A 13,518-nucleotide genomic window follows, 5' to 3' on the forward strand; every position below is an offset into this window, starting at 1 on the left:
CGTGGCCATGACCCAACGGAGCCACCCGTGCGTTTCCCACACCACCCCAGAGTGCTTGCTTACCACCTCCAATTTGACCTCAAATGGTTTCAAGCGGCGACATTTGGCCTGATTGTTTCACTCCTTGCCCTTGGCAGCACCAATGCGGGCGCTGATCCAAAGCGGTTTCCGCTCGGTGACATCCCGCTGCCCGACGCGGTCTATCAGCGCTATCTGAAGGCGCCACCGTTCATGGATCAGTCGACCAGCAGCCTGGAGTTCGCCCTACCTGCCAGCTATGACGCCCGTGATGAGGGCATCGTCACTCCGGCCAAGAACCAAGGCAGCTGTGGCTCCTGCTGGGCCTTTGCGACCGTAGGCGCCATGGAGTCGCATCTGCTCAAAGCGCTCGGCGTCGGCCCAGAGAACCTCTCCGAGCAACAGCAGGTCTCCTGCAATACAGCGAATTTTGGCTGTGACGGCGGCTACTCCACGGCCGTTCGCTATTGGGAGGCGCCTCCGCAGCCAGACAAGGGTGCGCTGGACGAATCCGTTTCCCCCTATACCGCCAGTGATACGACCGCCTGCTATGAGCCGTCCGGCGAGCAGATGCCTTATCGCATCACCAATTTCCATACCCTCCCGGCGGATACCCTGAGCTTCAAGACCTCGCTGATCGAGGATGGCCCAAGCTATTGGCGCTACACGGTCTATAGCGACTTCTACACCTTTTGGGGAAGCTACAATCCTGGCGCTGTCTACATCAACGCTGGCGGCACTTACGAGGGTGGTCACGCCGTGCTCTTGATCGGCTGGGACGACGCCAAGGGCGCCTTCCTGGTCAAGAATAGTTGGGGAACCGGGGGGCCAAACGGCGATGGCACCTTCTGGATCGCCTACGACGGCCACCTCAACAACCTCGGCTTCGGGATGGTCAACTTCGATGTCGTCGCCATCGCGACCTGTAGCAGCGACGCCGACTGCGACGATGGCGTCTACTGCAACGGTGCCGAGATGTGCGGGGCCGGGGGCACCTGCGAGGCCGGCACGCCGGTGTCGTGCGCCGATGATGGTCTGTTCTGCAACGGCAGTGAACAGTGCAGTGAGAGCGCGCTGGCCTGCATCAGCGTCAATCCTCCTTGCGGCCTTGATGAGCAGTGCATCGAAGACGGCCAATACTGCGCACTCCTCAGCTGTGGCAACGGCGTCTGCGAGATCGGCGAGGATTGCAGCACTTGCCCCGCCGATTGCATTTCCGGACCAGGCGGCGGCACCGAGCAAGCCTGCTTTAAGGGCGTCGCTGACGGCTCCTGCCATCCGAACAAGGAAGACGCCAGCTGCATCGACTGCTCACCAGGCTACTGCTGTGGTGACGGCGTCTGCACGGTCGGCGCCGAGGATTACCTGAACTGTGCGCAGGACTGTGGTTCTGAGCCGATTGCCGAGATCTGTGACAACGGTCTCGATGATGACGGCGACGGAGCGACAGACTGCGCCGACAGCGATTGTTCCACCTTTAGCGGCTGTTTGGAGCCTCCACCCCAGGACTGCGGGCTGAAGAAGGAAACCTGCTCCACTGGTAGTGACTGCTGCTCGGGGCGTTGCAACACCAACCAAGGCGTCTGCCTGTAACGGCAAATCAATCGCAGCGGTCAGCCGCGGCTGGCCACTGCGTTTGCTCCTACGCAAGGATAGCCAGCCCTATGTACTGACCAACATTCGCATAACCCCTGCATTGGGAAAAGCGACCTGCCAACAACTCCTGCTCTTTGCGCATCCCGATCGAAAGCGCTCGTCACTCGGTCGATGATCCTGACCCGACGGCAACAACATCGGCCAGCGTGAGCCATCGCCAGCCTGAGCCTGCATGACTCTCGGTCTCAGTCGAGGTTGCGCGACAAGCTATCAATACGCAGCAGCTGCTGCACCAGATCGCCGGTATCGTCGGCCTGATCTAAATCTTCGAGCGCAGTCCAAGAATAATCGGCTTCGAGTCGATACGAGGCCAAGTAGGGGTGCGGCGGCGCGCCGCGCCAGTCCTCGGGCGAGAGCATCGAGAAGTAGCGCTTGCCATCGGGCTTGCGATAAAGATGGTAGATCTTCCCTGGCAGGCGTTTGAAGGCGCACTCGGCATGCGTGAGTGCATGCTCGTCGCGGGCCTCATCCAGGGCCTTACGCGCCTCGGCCTGCAACGCCTTGATCTGATCGGCGATCACGCGCAGCTTGGCGCTGGTGCGCGCGCTCAGCATGGACTCGGCACGCTCGATCTCCTCAGCTAGGGCTGGGGCCTGGAATGCCGGCGCCAGCCGGCTCACCGGATACGGCGAGCTTCGGTCAGAACCTTGATGTAGGAGGGCCTTCTTCTCGTCAGTCATTGGATTCCTATGTGTCGATTTGCCGCTCAGCCAAGATCACTTGATCAGGGGTCTGATGGGGGCAACGCCGGTGATCTCAGCCAGTGCTCGCAGGTTGCTTCACAGTCTGTGTCTGCTGCGCGGATCGAGGCTGCGGGTCCTGATCATTGCTGCAAGGTGCGGCCACCATCGACTGCAATGATCTGGCCGGTGATGTAATCGGCATCGCGCACCAAGAACAGCAGGGTCCGGGCGATGTCGTCGGGCATCCCCGCGCGCCCGAGCGCGGTGCGCGACAGGATCTCGTCCTTGGTCGCGTCCGAGAGCCCTTGCTCCGGCCAGAGGATCGCGCCCGGCGAGATGCCGTTGACCCGTACCTCGGGGCCAAGTTCCCGCGCCAGTGTCTTCACCATCATCGCATTGCCAGCCTTGGCGATCGAATAGATCGGGTGTGACTTGAGCGGGCGTTGGGAATGGATGTCGACCAGATTGATCACCGCGCCGCGGCTCTGGCGCAGCAGGGGAGCGGCCGCTCGCGTCAGAAAGAACGGCCCTTTCAGGTTCGAGCCGAGCAGGTCTTCCCACTGCGTCTCGGTCGCCTCCTCGAGCGGCGTTGGATAGAAACTGGAGGCATTGTTGACCAGGACATCGAGACGACCATGGTAGGCTTCGACCTCGGCGATCAGCGTCGTCAGGCGAGCGATGTCGCAGAGGTCCGCTTGCACCAACTGCACCGAACCCTTGCGCTCCCGCTCAAGCGATTGTTGTAGGGCCTCGGCGGCCTGGCGAGACTGGTGATAATGCAGCGATAGATGGGCGCCTTCGGCGTGCAGCAGCCGGGCGATCCGCGCGCCAATGCGATGCGCCGCCCCGGTGATCAAGACGACCTTGCCCTGGAGCGATCCCGAGCCTGAGCGCGCTTGCCTTGGGTCATCTTGCGCCGGCGTATCTTGCGCTCGGTTGCCGCGCACTGCGCTCGCTGGATGGGCTGCTGGCTGATCAGTCAATCGATTTCTCCTGGTAACGCCCATGGCGCGGTGCCATTCCGGAAAATGAATTGCGTGAGATTCACGCTAACGCAGGCTACAGATTGCTAGAAGAACAGAACTTGATGGAACGGACCGATGGTTGATACCGAAGATCATGCCACGCAACACCGCCTGGCACTCGAGGCGCTGATCCGCGCTGAAATCAAGGCCGCCGGCGGCCAGCTCCGTTTCGACCGCTTCATGGAGCTTGCGCTCTATGCCCCAGGGCTTGGCTATTACGTCGCCGGTACCACAAAGCTGGGGGCGGCAGGAGACTTTGTCACCGCCCCCGAGATCTCTCCGTTGTTCGGACGCTGTCTCGCGGTCGCCTGTCGCGAGGTGCTGACCGCACTCGAAGCGCATCCCATGCACAGCCGCAACACCAGCACCAGCACCAGCACCAGCACCAGCACCAGCACCAGCACCAGCACCAAAAACCGTAAAGCCAAAGCAGGCATAGGCAACGGTAGCCTTAACCGCGCTGCCATTAGCAGCCAGAGTGCGGAGCTACAAGCGAGCGGCACGGCCCCGAGCAGCGGCGCCGACCTGCTCGAACTCGGCGCTGGCACCGGCGCGCTGGCCGCCGAACTCCTGGCCAGCCTCGCCGAGCAAGGCCCACTACCAGAGCGCTACCTGATCCTGGAGCCAAGCCCAGACTTGGCTGAGCGCCAGCGCCAAACCCTATCTGCCCGCGTCCCGGCGTTGCTCGAGCGCTGTCACTGGCTCGATCGGCTGCCAGCGCAATTCGACGGCATCGTCATCGCCAACGAGGTCTTGGACGCGATGCCGGTCAATCGCTTCCAGATCGGCAACGAGGGCCAGATTCAAGAGGTCTGCGTCGGTATCGATCGCGATCGCGATCGCGATAGCAATGGCGATGGCGATGGCGAGCGTTTCATCGATCGCCTCTCGGAATCGGCATCGCCGGCACTGATACAGGCCGTCTTAGCGTTACAGTCAGCCGGTCTCGCCACCCAGCCCGGCTACCGCTCGGAGATCAACCTTCGGCTTGCACCCTGGACTCAGGCGCTCGGCACCATGCTCGGCACAGGCCTGATCTTGGTCATCGATTATGGTTATCCGCGCGCCGAACGCTATCTGCCCGAGCGCGATCAAGGCACCCTGATGTGCCACAGCCGCCATCAAGCGCACGCCGATCCCTATCGCGACATCGGCTTGCAGGACCTGACCGCTCATGTCGATTTCACCGCCTTGGCCGAAGCCGGGCGGCACGCTGGGCTTGACCTGGTCGGTTACACCACCCAAGCCAACTTTCTCATCGGCTGCGGTATCGATGCACTGATCGCAGAGGCCGCAGCCACCGACCCCATGGCCATGCTTGAGCTGACCGCCGGCGCTAAGCAATTACTACTACCGAGTTTGATGGGCGAACGCTTCCAGGTACTGGGATTGAGCAAAGGCCTCGACGAGCTTACGCTCAGTGGCTTTTCGGTACGTGACCTGAGCGCCCGCCTCTAGCGCTCGTCTCTAAGCGACCGCGCCACCGACAAGACCTCTCAGCGCAGGTAGGTCGGTACGATGGTCTCGATATCGCTCGGATGGATGCCAAGCTCGAGCAGCCCATTATGCTCACCGCAGATGCTCGGGGTCTGCATCGACCAGTAATTGTCCATCGTGAACGGCTTACCCGGCAAACGCTCAAAGAGTGTTGCCTGCCAACGCGAGGCGCGATCATTGAGCCCAATCAGCAGGCAGCGCTTGCCGATCCAGCGCGCGGTTTGCTCGACCAACGCCTGCAAACGAAACCTCCGCGGACCACAGAGATCGTAGCGACGGCCAATGGTTCGCGGATCATCCAGGGCGCGCGCGATCGCCTCGCAGACGTCACCCACCCAGACCGGCGCGAAGCGCGCATCAGGGCAGGCCAGCGGGAAGACGCCCGGGGTCAGTTCCAGCAACGCGGCGAAACGGTTGAAGAAGCTGTCGCCACGACCAAAGATCACCGACGGACGAACACTGGTCACTTGCAAGCCTTCAGCCTGGTGTGCCAGGTCTTCGCCAGCGCCCTTAGAGCGCAGATAGGCACTGCCACCGCCGACCGCGTCAGCGTTGAGCGCGCTCATCTGGATCAGCCGCGACACGCCAGCCTCGGTTGCCGCCGCGCTCAGCTCGCGCACCAGCTCGACATGGGCCCGCTCGAAGGTCGAGCTGCCATCCTCGTTGAGGATGCCGACCAGGTTTACCACCGCATCACAACCTGCGAAGAGTTCAGCCAGGGTCGCTCGATCCAGGCTGCTAACCGGCAGCAGGCTGAGGTGCCGGATCAGTTTGAGGTCGCGGTGCCGGTGTGGTCGGCGTGTCGGCACGCGGCAATGCCAACCGGCCTCGCCGAGTCGTCGGACCAGATGCTGACCGACAAAGCCGGCGCCACCGAGGATACAAATTGTCTTGGTTCTCATCGGACTCCTGAAAACGCGCGAACCGATGTCAGCGCGGCTAGGGACCATGCTGGGAAACAGCGGTCGATCTGGGCGCGTATTATGCCCCATCAACACCCGGAGTCGACCCTAGCCGTGATGGACCCTCTCGCCCTCGTTGCCTTTCTCGCCACCGGCGCGCTCGCCGGTCTCCTCGCCGGACTGCTCGGGATCGGTGGCGGCGCGATCATCGTGCCCGCGCTGATCGGCATCTTCGGCTATCTGCATCTGGATGGGCTCTGGGCACCACATCAAGCGGTCGCGACCTCGCTGGCGACGATCATCGCGACCGGCTCGGTCTCGGCCTACTCCCACCATCGCCGCGGCGCGGTTGACTGGCCCATCGTTCGCTTGCTCGGCACGGCCCTGCTGATCGGCGCCGGGCTTGGGGCCTTAGCCGGCGGAGAGATCACACCAATCTGGTTGCAGCGGATCTTCGCCTTGTTCTTGTTCTACAGCGGGGCGCGGATGTTGCTGAAGTCCGCCCAGCAGGCGCCACAACAACCGCTCCCGCCCCGGCGACGGCTGCTAGGAGCGGGGATCGGCTTCGGCGCCTTGTCCGCCTTGCTGGGCGTCGGTGGCGGCATCCTGGTGGTGCCCTTCCTGGCCCGCCATGGGATTGCGCTGAGGCGCGCTGTGGGTACCGCGAGCGCCTGCGGCGTGCCGATCGCCGCCGCCGGCAGCTTGGGCTTCGTGCTCTCAGGCTGGGGACGCGCCGGGCTGCCCCCGCACAGCCTCGGCTTCGTCTACTGGCCGGCGGCGCTCGCCATTATCGCCACCAGCATGCCACTCGCACACCTCGGTGCCCGACTCGCCCATCGACTCCCAACCGCAACCCTGAAACGTGTCTTTGCCCTATTGCTGCTGGTGGTCGGTATTGGGCTGCTGCGCGGTTGATGCTGCACGGCTGATACTGCACGGCTAATACTGCACGGCTGATACTGCGCGGCTGAATCAGTCAGCCAACTCAGTCAGACGAGGAGCCAGTGCCGAAAGGGTTGCCAAAACCCGATTCTTCGAGCCAGAGTCGGCGATAGAGGTAGGTCTTGCCAGCGGCGTCGCGAAGTACCAAACGCCCGCGCTGCTCGGCGACCTCGTAGGCGCGAACACTCTCGCTGCTGGGCTCATAGAGCGCGATGCGATCACCACGGCGCTGGAAGAGGCCTTCGATATGTCCGCCCTGGGCCGCCTGCAAACGAAAGCGCTGACCACGAATGATCATCAGGCCACCGTCGCGCCCCTCCCAGATACCATCGAGCCCACTCCCGCCACTGCCCCAAGGCCAGGCCTTGCCGCTAGCCCACTGATCGCCCATGCCCTGCATGCCAAAGGCGGTGATCGGGTCATTAAAGACGCCGTAGCCGGGCATCTGGGTCCAGGGCATCTGGCCGTAACCGAGATTCCCCATACCCGGCATCATCGACGGCATTGTTGGCACCGCTGGGCCGGAATCGCCGTCGAATAGCCCCATTGCCTCCATCATCCGCGCCATGGCCTTGGCCATGATGTCAGCAGCATCGCTGCCAACAGCACTCGCTGGCAACAGCACCGACAGGCCCAGCACGAAAGCGATCAGAAGGCGAAAACGCATGATGAAGATGGCAATGAACGCAGCGATGGAGCAATGATGAAGACAGCCATGGGGACAGCCATGGGGGCAGCCATGGGAAGACAGCCATGGAGAAAGCTATGGCATCAGTAAAAGGCGTGACACGACGAGTGCGCCAAGTCAAAGCCAAGCAGGATAACAGAGGCGAGAGACCGAGCAGCGCACGACGATCACGCAGCATCGGTCGCGCCCGCTGGATCAGGGAACCGAGCGCAGCAAGGCACCCACCCGCAATGGCGGCAATCCCAACCGGTCCCGATAGAAGATGCGATAGGTCAGCACCCGGCGCACATATTGGCGCGTCTCGCCATAGGGGATCTCGGTCAGCCAGAGGTCGCCGGCCATGGGCGTCTCCGGCAGCCAGCGACTCACGGCGCCCGGCCCGGCATTGTAAGCGGCGCTAGCGAGCAGCGAATGGCCGCCGAAGCGCTGCTGCATCTGCGCCAGATAGGCGGTGCCGAGCGAGATATTCAGCGCCGGATCGATCAGATCGAGCCGCTCCGGCTCGGCAAGACCATGCTTCAACGCCACCTCGCGCGCGGTCGGCGGCATCAGCTGCATCAGTCCGACGGCACCCGCGTGGGAGGCGATGTCCGGATCGAAGGCGCTCTCTTGGCGGATCACGGCATAGACCCAGTCCAACGGCAGTCCCCGTTCGGCAGCGGCCTCGCGCGCCAAGTCCGCATAAGCAAGCGGAAAACGCAGATCGAGGTCATCCCAATAGCCCGCCTGTGAGAGGGCCAGGATCGACTCATTGGCGAGTCCGAGCTCAGCGGCGGCAACCGCAGCAACCAGTTTCTGCTCTCGGGGCAACAGGCGCACCAGTTCGAGCCACTCACGCCGCACCTCAGTGTCGCGACCGAGTGCTTTCAGTGTCTTCAAGCGCTGTACCAGGTCGGAGTGCATCAACTGGTCCAACGCACGCTGCTCCACCGGCACCGGTTGATGCGCAAGCGCTGGCGGGCGCCCAATCAGTTCCGCGGAGAGAAAGCCCCAGAGCGTGCGCTCCTCAGCGGCCGAGGCAAAGGCATGCGCCGCCGCCGCACGCTGCGCAGAACTGGAGGCGATCCGCATCAGCGCCTTACCTCGCCAGTAACGCCATTTGCCGAGCTCATCCGCCTCTGGCGCCAGCCCCGCAGACCAATCGGCAAGCTGTTGCCAGGCGCCTAGCTTCAACGCGGTGCGCAGGCGTCGCAGCTGTAGATCCTGATTGTCAGCCCGCGGCTCGAGCAGCGCCAGATAATCAAAGCCGCGGAGATCGCCGGCAAGTGCCAGGGCGTTACCAACGGCGGCATCGGCGCGCTCTGCAAGTGGAACTGACAGAGATTCTGACGCCGCAATCGAGGCCCGAAACTGCTCTGCGCTCGCGGGCGATATGGCCGCTAACTGCCGCAACCCATAGACCAGGATCTGCTGTCGTCTGCCCTGATCCGGCACCCGCTCGGCGGTCATCGGCTGCTCGAGCAAGAGCGACGGTCGCTGATGCACATCCAGCATCAGCGTGAGCCAAGGCTGCTGCTCAGCCGGAAGGTAGCGCCCTTGGTAGGCCGCGACACCGCGATTACCCGCGTCCAGGGCACGCTCGACCCGCGCCCAGACCAGGTCGCTGCGCAGCCCCCCAACCTCAGCCCAAGCCGCAAACAGCGGGTCGCAGTCTGACGGCAGCGAACGCCCCGTCAGATAGACCTCCGAGATTCCAGAGAAGGCCTCAGCAGCGCGTCCAGTCCCAAGCAGCGCTCGCCGGTACCAACAGTCTCGCTCGGTGGACCCGTTGTCGACATGCGCAGCAAGATAGTCGGACCAACGTCGCTCGCGCACCAGCCGGCGCAGCCACTGCTCGCGCAGGCGCTCGGCCGCAGCCGTGCCCTGATAGCGCGAGAGGAAGCGCTGTATTGCATTTACGTCGGCCGTATCGAGCCGTGCACGCAGATCGGCATAGGCGCGGTCGGCAGCCGACAGCGGCAGAGCCGAGTCCGCTACCGCGGTGACAGCCGCCTCCTCGTCCGAAGTCTGCCCTGCTGCGATTTGCCCTGCTGCGGTCTGATCTGCTGTCGTCTGGGCTTCAGTATCGCCATCTGCCATCGTAACCATCGCCGCCGGCACGAACAGGATCAGCAGCGCAACAAGGACAAGAGGCACAACAAGGCGAGCCCGCAACAGACCCGAACCAAAGCGCTGCAAGACGCCGATTTGTTGGACCCCTGACTCTGTCCCGATTGATTTGCGTCGAATCGCGTTCATCTGTGCTCGGCAAGCCTCTCAAAACCAGTCAGCGCAGCGCGCCGTACCCTCATTATGACCAACCTCGACCCGCCCGATATCGAAACCCTGAGCCTGCTCCTGCGGCAGGTCGCTCGCGAGGAGCTCATGCCGCGCTTTGGCCAACTGCCAGCGAGCGAGAAGGCCGATGGCAGCTTGGTCACCGAGGCCGATCTCGCGGTTCAACGGCGCTTGGTCAACCTGCTCGCCGCCAACTGGCCCGGCATCCCGCTGCTCGGCGAGGAGATGTCCGCCGACGCACAACAACGTTTGCTCTCAGATCAGGGCACAGCGCTCTGGTGCCTAGACCCGATCGACGGAACCAGCAACTTCGCCTGCGGCTTCCCCGGATTCTGCATCTCACTGGCCTTGCTGCGGGCCGGCCGAGTCGAACTCGGCCTGGTCCTAGACCCGGTACGCGATGAGTGTTTCAGCGCCCTGCGCGGCCAAGGCGCGACCATGAATGGTCAACCGATCAGGCCGTATAGCCCCGGCCAACAGCTCAGCGACTGTCTGGCAATGGTCGATTTCAAGCGCTTGCCGAAGGATCGCGTCGCTGGACTTTTTGGCGCTGATTCTTTCCGCTCACAACGTAACCTGGGAGCGGTTGCCCTGGAATGGTGCTGGCTCGGCGCTGGCCGTTTCCAGCTCTATCTGCACGGTGGCCAAGGGCTTTGGGATCACGCCGCCGGCCGTCTTATCGCAACCGAGGCTGGCGCCGCAACCCGATTGTTGGCACCCGGCAGCGCACAGCCGGAATCAGCCATCACACTCGCCAAACGCGTTGCCCTTGGCGCCGCAAACGAGGAGTTACTCAACCAATGGCAAACGCGGATTGGGCTTCCGCTGAGCGCTCGTTAAGTGACTGTCCATTTTCTACTTGTCCGTTTTCTACTTGTCCATTTTCTACTTCCCGATAATCGTTCAAGCATGGCCATCGAATCGGGAAGAAGTTGATGGACAGGTTCTAAGCGTCACTAAACCGTTTCCAAACAGCCGCTCGACTCTGGCCGATCGGCCCCAACTTCCAACCCATCAGTTCTAACCTTTTGACGACGAGGAGCCTCCCCGATGTCCGAACAGATCAGCAACCAAGACATGGATCTCAGCAGCGGCATTGCCGCCTTCGAATCCAAGCAGTTTTCGCGCGCAGTTGGCCTGTTAGGGCCGCTCGCCGAGGCCGGTAATCCGGAGGCCCAGTATCGGGTCGCGATCATGGCGCAGAACGGCCTCGGCATGCTCGAGAACCCGATGCAGGCGTTCAAGTACATGCGCGCCGCCGCCGAGGCCGGACTCGGTGTCGCCCAGCACGGACTGGGTTTCATGTACATGGAGGGCGAGTGCATCGACAAAGATGCAAACAAGGCGGTCGCCTGGTTCAAGAAGGCCGCAGAGCAGGGGCTCGCTGGCTCACAGACCACGTTGGCGATGATGTACGAGGAGGGTCGTGGCGTCGAGAAAGACCTCGAAGAAGCCCGCCGCTGGTACCACCTAGCGGGCTTCGACGAAAAGTAGCTTCCGATCATCGCAGCACAGTGGCGCTCAAATCGGGAAGCATTTGATGGATCGTTTCTCAGCGGCGTATCAGCGGCCTGAGCGACGTCGTTCAGCGGCCTCGGCCAACTGCATCAACATTGGCCCGGTCTGCTCCCAAGCGAGGCAGGCATCGGTAATGCTCTGGCCATACACCAGCTCGCCGGCGGCGGTGAGGTTCTGGCGCCCACCGATCAGATTGCTCTCGATCATCGCGCCGTAGATGCGGGTCTCGCCGCGGGCGATCTGGCCAGCGACATCCTCGGCAACACGCAGCTGCTTGTCCGGCTGCTTGCGGCTGTTAGCGTGACTGAAGTCGATCATGATCTTCGGCACCAGCCCCGAGTCTTGGATCGCAGTCGCGGCGATGTCGACGCTCTCGGTATCGTAGTTCGGCCGGCTGCCACCGCGCAGAATGATGTGGGTGTCTTCGTTACCCGTGGTGGTGAAGATCGCTGAATGCCCCTCTTTGGTGAGGGACATGAAGACATGGGGACGTGCCGCAGCGTGAATCGCGTCGATAGCGACCTTAACGCTGCCATCGGTCGCATTCTTGAAGCCCACCGGGCAGGAGAGGCCTGAGGCCAGCTCGCGATGGCCCTGACTCTCAGTGGTACGCGCCCCGATAGCGCCCCAGCTCACCAGGTCGGCGATATATTGCGGGCTGATCAGGTCCAGGAACTCGGTACCGGCTGGCATACCCTGGTCGTTGAGATCAATCAGCAACCGCCGCGCCAGCCCCAGCCCCTTGTTGATCTCGAAGCTGCCGTCCAGGTTCGGGTCGTTGATCAAGCCCTTCCAGCCGACCGTGGTCCGTGGTTTTTCAAAATAGACCCGCATCACGATCAGCAACTGATCACTCACCTGATCACGGACGCCAGCCAACTGTTGGGCGTACTCGAGCGCTGCGGCGGGGTCGTGCACTGAACAAGGGCCGACCACCACCAGCAGCCGGTCATCCTCACCATGTAGGATGTGCTGAATGGCCTTGCGGGTCTCATGCACCGTAGCCGCCGCCGCCTCGGTGATGGGAAACTCGGCATGAAGGTCTTTTGGCGCAATCACCTGTTTGATCGCGCGGATGCGAAGATCGTCTGTTTCGTAACGCATGCTCTTCCGTGGTGCGCGTTAAAGCGCACCCTCATCTCTAAACGGCAAATTCTACCTGCGACAGCACCCGCATCGCCATGCGATTGGCCCAAGTTTTGCGGAGTTTCTGCAGCCCTTGCCAGCCAAGACCCGGCAGACCAGCGTGTCGCCAGGTAGAATCACTGACCTTGCGTCGACCAGCGGTTGGCGTCTGGGCTTTTGGGCCTAACCTTTATCGAGACCGATGACAGCGGCTGATACCACCGCTTGCCACGGCCGATTGATCAGGGCCGATTGATCAGGTCAATCCTGATATCGAGCCACCTTACACCGAATGCCTCGAGCCGGCTCGCTGTCGTGCCGATGCAGCTATCTTTAGGCGTCAACTTGACGTGAGCAGCAGCAACACCTCTCCATGATGTCACCCCGAGAACAGCCGAACCTAGCCAGCCGCTCCGCAAGGACTCGAACATGACGGATCATCCGCCACCGAACCGCCGCCCCACCAAGCCGCCTGCTGCCGATCGTAACAGTGATCCCAACTCCCCCGGCAGCACCGCTCGCGGCAAAGCCGATGCTCGCGCTGCCAAGGGTGCCGCGAAGAGTGCCGCCAAGAGCGCACCGGGACTCTCCGACTGGGCCGAGGAGATCTACACGGCCCCGCCAGAGAGCCGGCAGCGTCATGACGTCGACGCCCAGGTTACTGTCAGTACCCGCTTGCGCAAGCCCAGGGTCCATCTGACCGCGCCAAGCACGGTGCAACACCTGGACCTGAAGCGCTACATGGGACGCTGGTATGAGATCGCCCGGCTACCCTATTTCACTGAGCGCCGATGCACCAAAGATGTGCAAGCAGACTATCTGCTCGGCGACGATGGTATGGTCTATGTGACGAATCGCTGCACCCATGCCGATGGTGGCATCGGCACCGCGAAAGGCATCGCCCGTGTGGTCGATCGCAGCAGCAACAGCCGTTTCGAGATCAGTTTCCGCATGCTTTACGGCGTGCATGTGCTCTGGGACCATTACTGGGTGATTGGCCTCGGCGATGACTACGAGTATGCCTTGGTCGGTCAGCCCTCGCGCCGCCGTGGCTGGGTGCTGGCGCGCGATCCACAGCCAGCCGAGGAGCTCGTCCAACAATGGCTCGACGAATTCTCAGAAAAAGGTTTTCCGGCCCAAGCCTTCGAGCGCACCCGCCAAACGGGCCAGGCCGCTGCAGGGTGATC

At 62.7% G+C, this 13,518-nt stretch carries 12 protein-coding genes; 6 read left to right on the top strand and 6 right to left on the bottom strand.

The genetic code is table 11. The features are described 5' to 3' along the window. The first annotated feature begins 27 nt into the window (after nucleotides 1-27). Entirely contained in the window at nucleotides 28-1,611 is a 1,584-nt protein-coding gene (locus CCR96_RS06075; protein WP_201218857.1) for a C1 family peptidase, read from the top strand. A 248-nt stretch (nucleotides 1,612-1,859) separates the two neighbouring features. Here the strand turns inward: CCR96_RS06075 and CCR96_RS06080 are convergent, their stop codons facing one another. After that, nucleotides 1,860-2,354 (bottom strand): DUF2452 domain-containing protein, encoded by a 495-nt coding sequence (locus CCR96_RS06080; protein ID WP_201218859.1) that lies wholly within the window; start codon nucleotides 2,352-2,354, stop codon nucleotides 1,860-1,862. Between the two features lie 143 nt (nucleotides 2,355-2,497). Then, nucleotides 2,498-3,340 carry a pteridine reductase gene (locus CCR96_RS06085; protein ID WP_274601079.1) on the bottom strand — a complete coding sequence of 281 codons (843 nt, stop codon included), beginning with the start codon at nucleotides 3,338-3,340 and terminating at the stop codon, nucleotides 2,498-2,500. A 117-nt stretch (nucleotides 3,341-3,457) separates the two neighbouring features. On the opposite strand from CCR96_RS06085, the gene CCR96_RS06095 reads away from it, so the two are divergent. Continuing rightward, nucleotides 3,458-4,840: a class I SAM-dependent methyltransferase gene (locus CCR96_RS06095; RefSeq protein ID WP_242518625.1), complete on the top strand. Its 1,383-nt coding sequence runs from the start codon at nucleotides 3,458-3,460 to the stop codon at nucleotides 4,838-4,840. Nucleotides 4,841-4,878: 38 nt separating this feature from the next. Here CCR96_RS06095 and CCR96_RS06100 read toward each other — a convergent pair whose 3' ends face one another. Beyond that, nucleotides 4,879-5,781 carry a complex I NDUFA9 subunit family protein gene (locus CCR96_RS06100; RefSeq protein WP_201218863.1) on the bottom strand — a complete coding sequence of 301 codons (903 nt, stop codon included), beginning with the start codon at nucleotides 5,779-5,781 and terminating at the stop codon, nucleotides 4,879-4,881. A gap of 81 nt (nucleotides 5,782-5,862) precedes the next feature. On the opposite strand from CCR96_RS06100, the gene CCR96_RS06105 reads away from it, so the two are divergent. Then, the gene (locus CCR96_RS06105) at nucleotides 5,863-6,696 is read left to right on the top strand and encodes a sulfite exporter TauE/SafE family protein (protein ID WP_242518627.1); all 834 of its coding nucleotides are present in this window, start codon (nucleotides 5,863-5,865) and stop codon (nucleotides 6,694-6,696) included. A 70-nt stretch (nucleotides 6,697-6,766) separates the two neighbouring features. Here CCR96_RS06105 and CCR96_RS06110 read toward each other — a convergent pair whose 3' ends face one another. Together CCR96_RS06110 and CCR96_RS06115 are read right to left on the bottom strand one after the other, a co-directional pair. Continuing rightward, the gene (locus CCR96_RS06110; RefSeq protein ID WP_201218865.1) at nucleotides 6,767-7,390 is read right to left on the bottom strand and encodes a hypothetical protein; all 624 of its coding nucleotides are present in this window, start codon (nucleotides 7,388-7,390) and stop codon (nucleotides 6,767-6,769) included. Nucleotides 7,391-7,606: 216 nt separating this feature from the next. Continuing rightward, nucleotides 7,607-9,547 carry a transglycosylase SLT domain-containing protein gene (locus CCR96_RS06115; RefSeq protein ID WP_201218867.1) on the bottom strand — a complete coding sequence of 647 codons (1,941 nt, stop codon included), beginning with the start codon at nucleotides 9,545-9,547 and terminating at the stop codon, nucleotides 7,607-7,609. A 156-nt stretch (nucleotides 9,548-9,703) separates the two neighbouring features. Between CCR96_RS06115 and CCR96_RS06120 the strand changes: the two genes are divergently transcribed. After that, entirely contained in the window at nucleotides 9,704-10,528 is an 825-nt protein-coding gene (locus CCR96_RS06120; protein ID WP_201218869.1) for an inositol monophosphatase family protein, read from the top strand. Nucleotides 10,529-10,738: 210 nt separating this feature from the next. Continuing rightward, entirely contained in the window at nucleotides 10,739-11,182 is a 444-nt protein-coding gene (locus tag CCR96_RS06125; protein WP_201218871.1) for a tetratricopeptide repeat protein, read from the top strand. Between the two features lie 69 nt (nucleotides 11,183-11,251). Here CCR96_RS06125 and CCR96_RS06130 read toward each other — a convergent pair whose 3' ends face one another. Further along, nucleotides 11,252-12,310, bottom strand: a complete 1,059-nt coding sequence (locus CCR96_RS06130) for a 3-deoxy-7-phosphoheptulonate synthase (RefSeq protein WP_201218873.1) — start codon at nucleotides 12,308-12,310, stop codon at nucleotides 11,252-11,254. 450 nt (nucleotides 12,311-12,760) lie between these two features. Here CCR96_RS06130 and CCR96_RS06135 point away from each other — a divergent pair, with 450 nt between their 5' ends. Further along, the gene (locus CCR96_RS06135) at nucleotides 12,761-13,516 is read left to right on the top strand and encodes a lipocalin family protein (protein ID WP_201218875.1); all 756 of its coding nucleotides are present in this window, start codon (nucleotides 12,761-12,763) and stop codon (nucleotides 13,514-13,516) included. The last annotated feature ends 2 nt before the right edge of the window (nucleotides 13,517-13,518 follow it).

It is taken from the genome of Halochromatium roseum (genome assembly GCF_016653315.1).
In the GTDB taxonomy this organism is placed as follows: domain Bacteria; phylum Pseudomonadota; class Gammaproteobacteria; order Chromatiales; family Chromatiaceae; genus Lamprobacter; species Lamprobacter roseus.

Excerpts from the sequence above, each read along its gene's own strand:
- CCR96_RS06130 (WP_201218873.1), bottom strand. The coding sequence starts at position 12,310 with ATGCGTTACGAAACAGACGATCTTCGCATCCGCGCGATCAAACAGGTG.
- CCR96_RS06100 (WP_201218863.1), bottom strand. The coding sequence starts at position 5,781 with ATGAGAACCAAGACAATTTGTATCCTCGGTGGCGCCGGCTTTGTCGGT.
- CCR96_RS06110 (WP_201218865.1), bottom strand. The coding sequence starts at position 7,390 with ATGCGTTTTCGCCTTCTGATCGCTTTCGTGCTGGGCCTGTCGGTGCTG.
- CCR96_RS06080 (WP_201218859.1), bottom strand. The coding sequence starts at position 2,354 with ATGACTGACGAGAAGAAGGCCCTCCTACATCAAGGTTCTGACCGAAGC.
- CCR96_RS06095 (WP_242518625.1), top strand. The coding sequence starts at position 3,458 with ATGGTTGATACCGAAGATCATGCCACGCAACACCGCCTGGCACTCGAG.
- CCR96_RS06120 (WP_201218869.1), top strand. The coding sequence starts at position 9,704 with ATGACCAACCTCGACCCGCCCGATATCGAAACCCTGAGCCTGCTCCTG.
- CCR96_RS06105 (WP_242518627.1), top strand. The coding sequence starts at position 5,863 with ATGCCCCATCAACACCCGGAGTCGACCCTAGCCGTGATGGACCCTCTC.
- CCR96_RS06135 (WP_201218875.1), top strand. The coding sequence starts at position 12,761 with ATGACGGATCATCCGCCACCGAACCGCCGCCCCACCAAGCCGCCTGCT.
- CCR96_RS06125 (WP_201218871.1), top strand. The coding sequence starts at position 10,739 with ATGTCCGAACAGATCAGCAACCAAGACATGGATCTCAGCAGCGGCATT.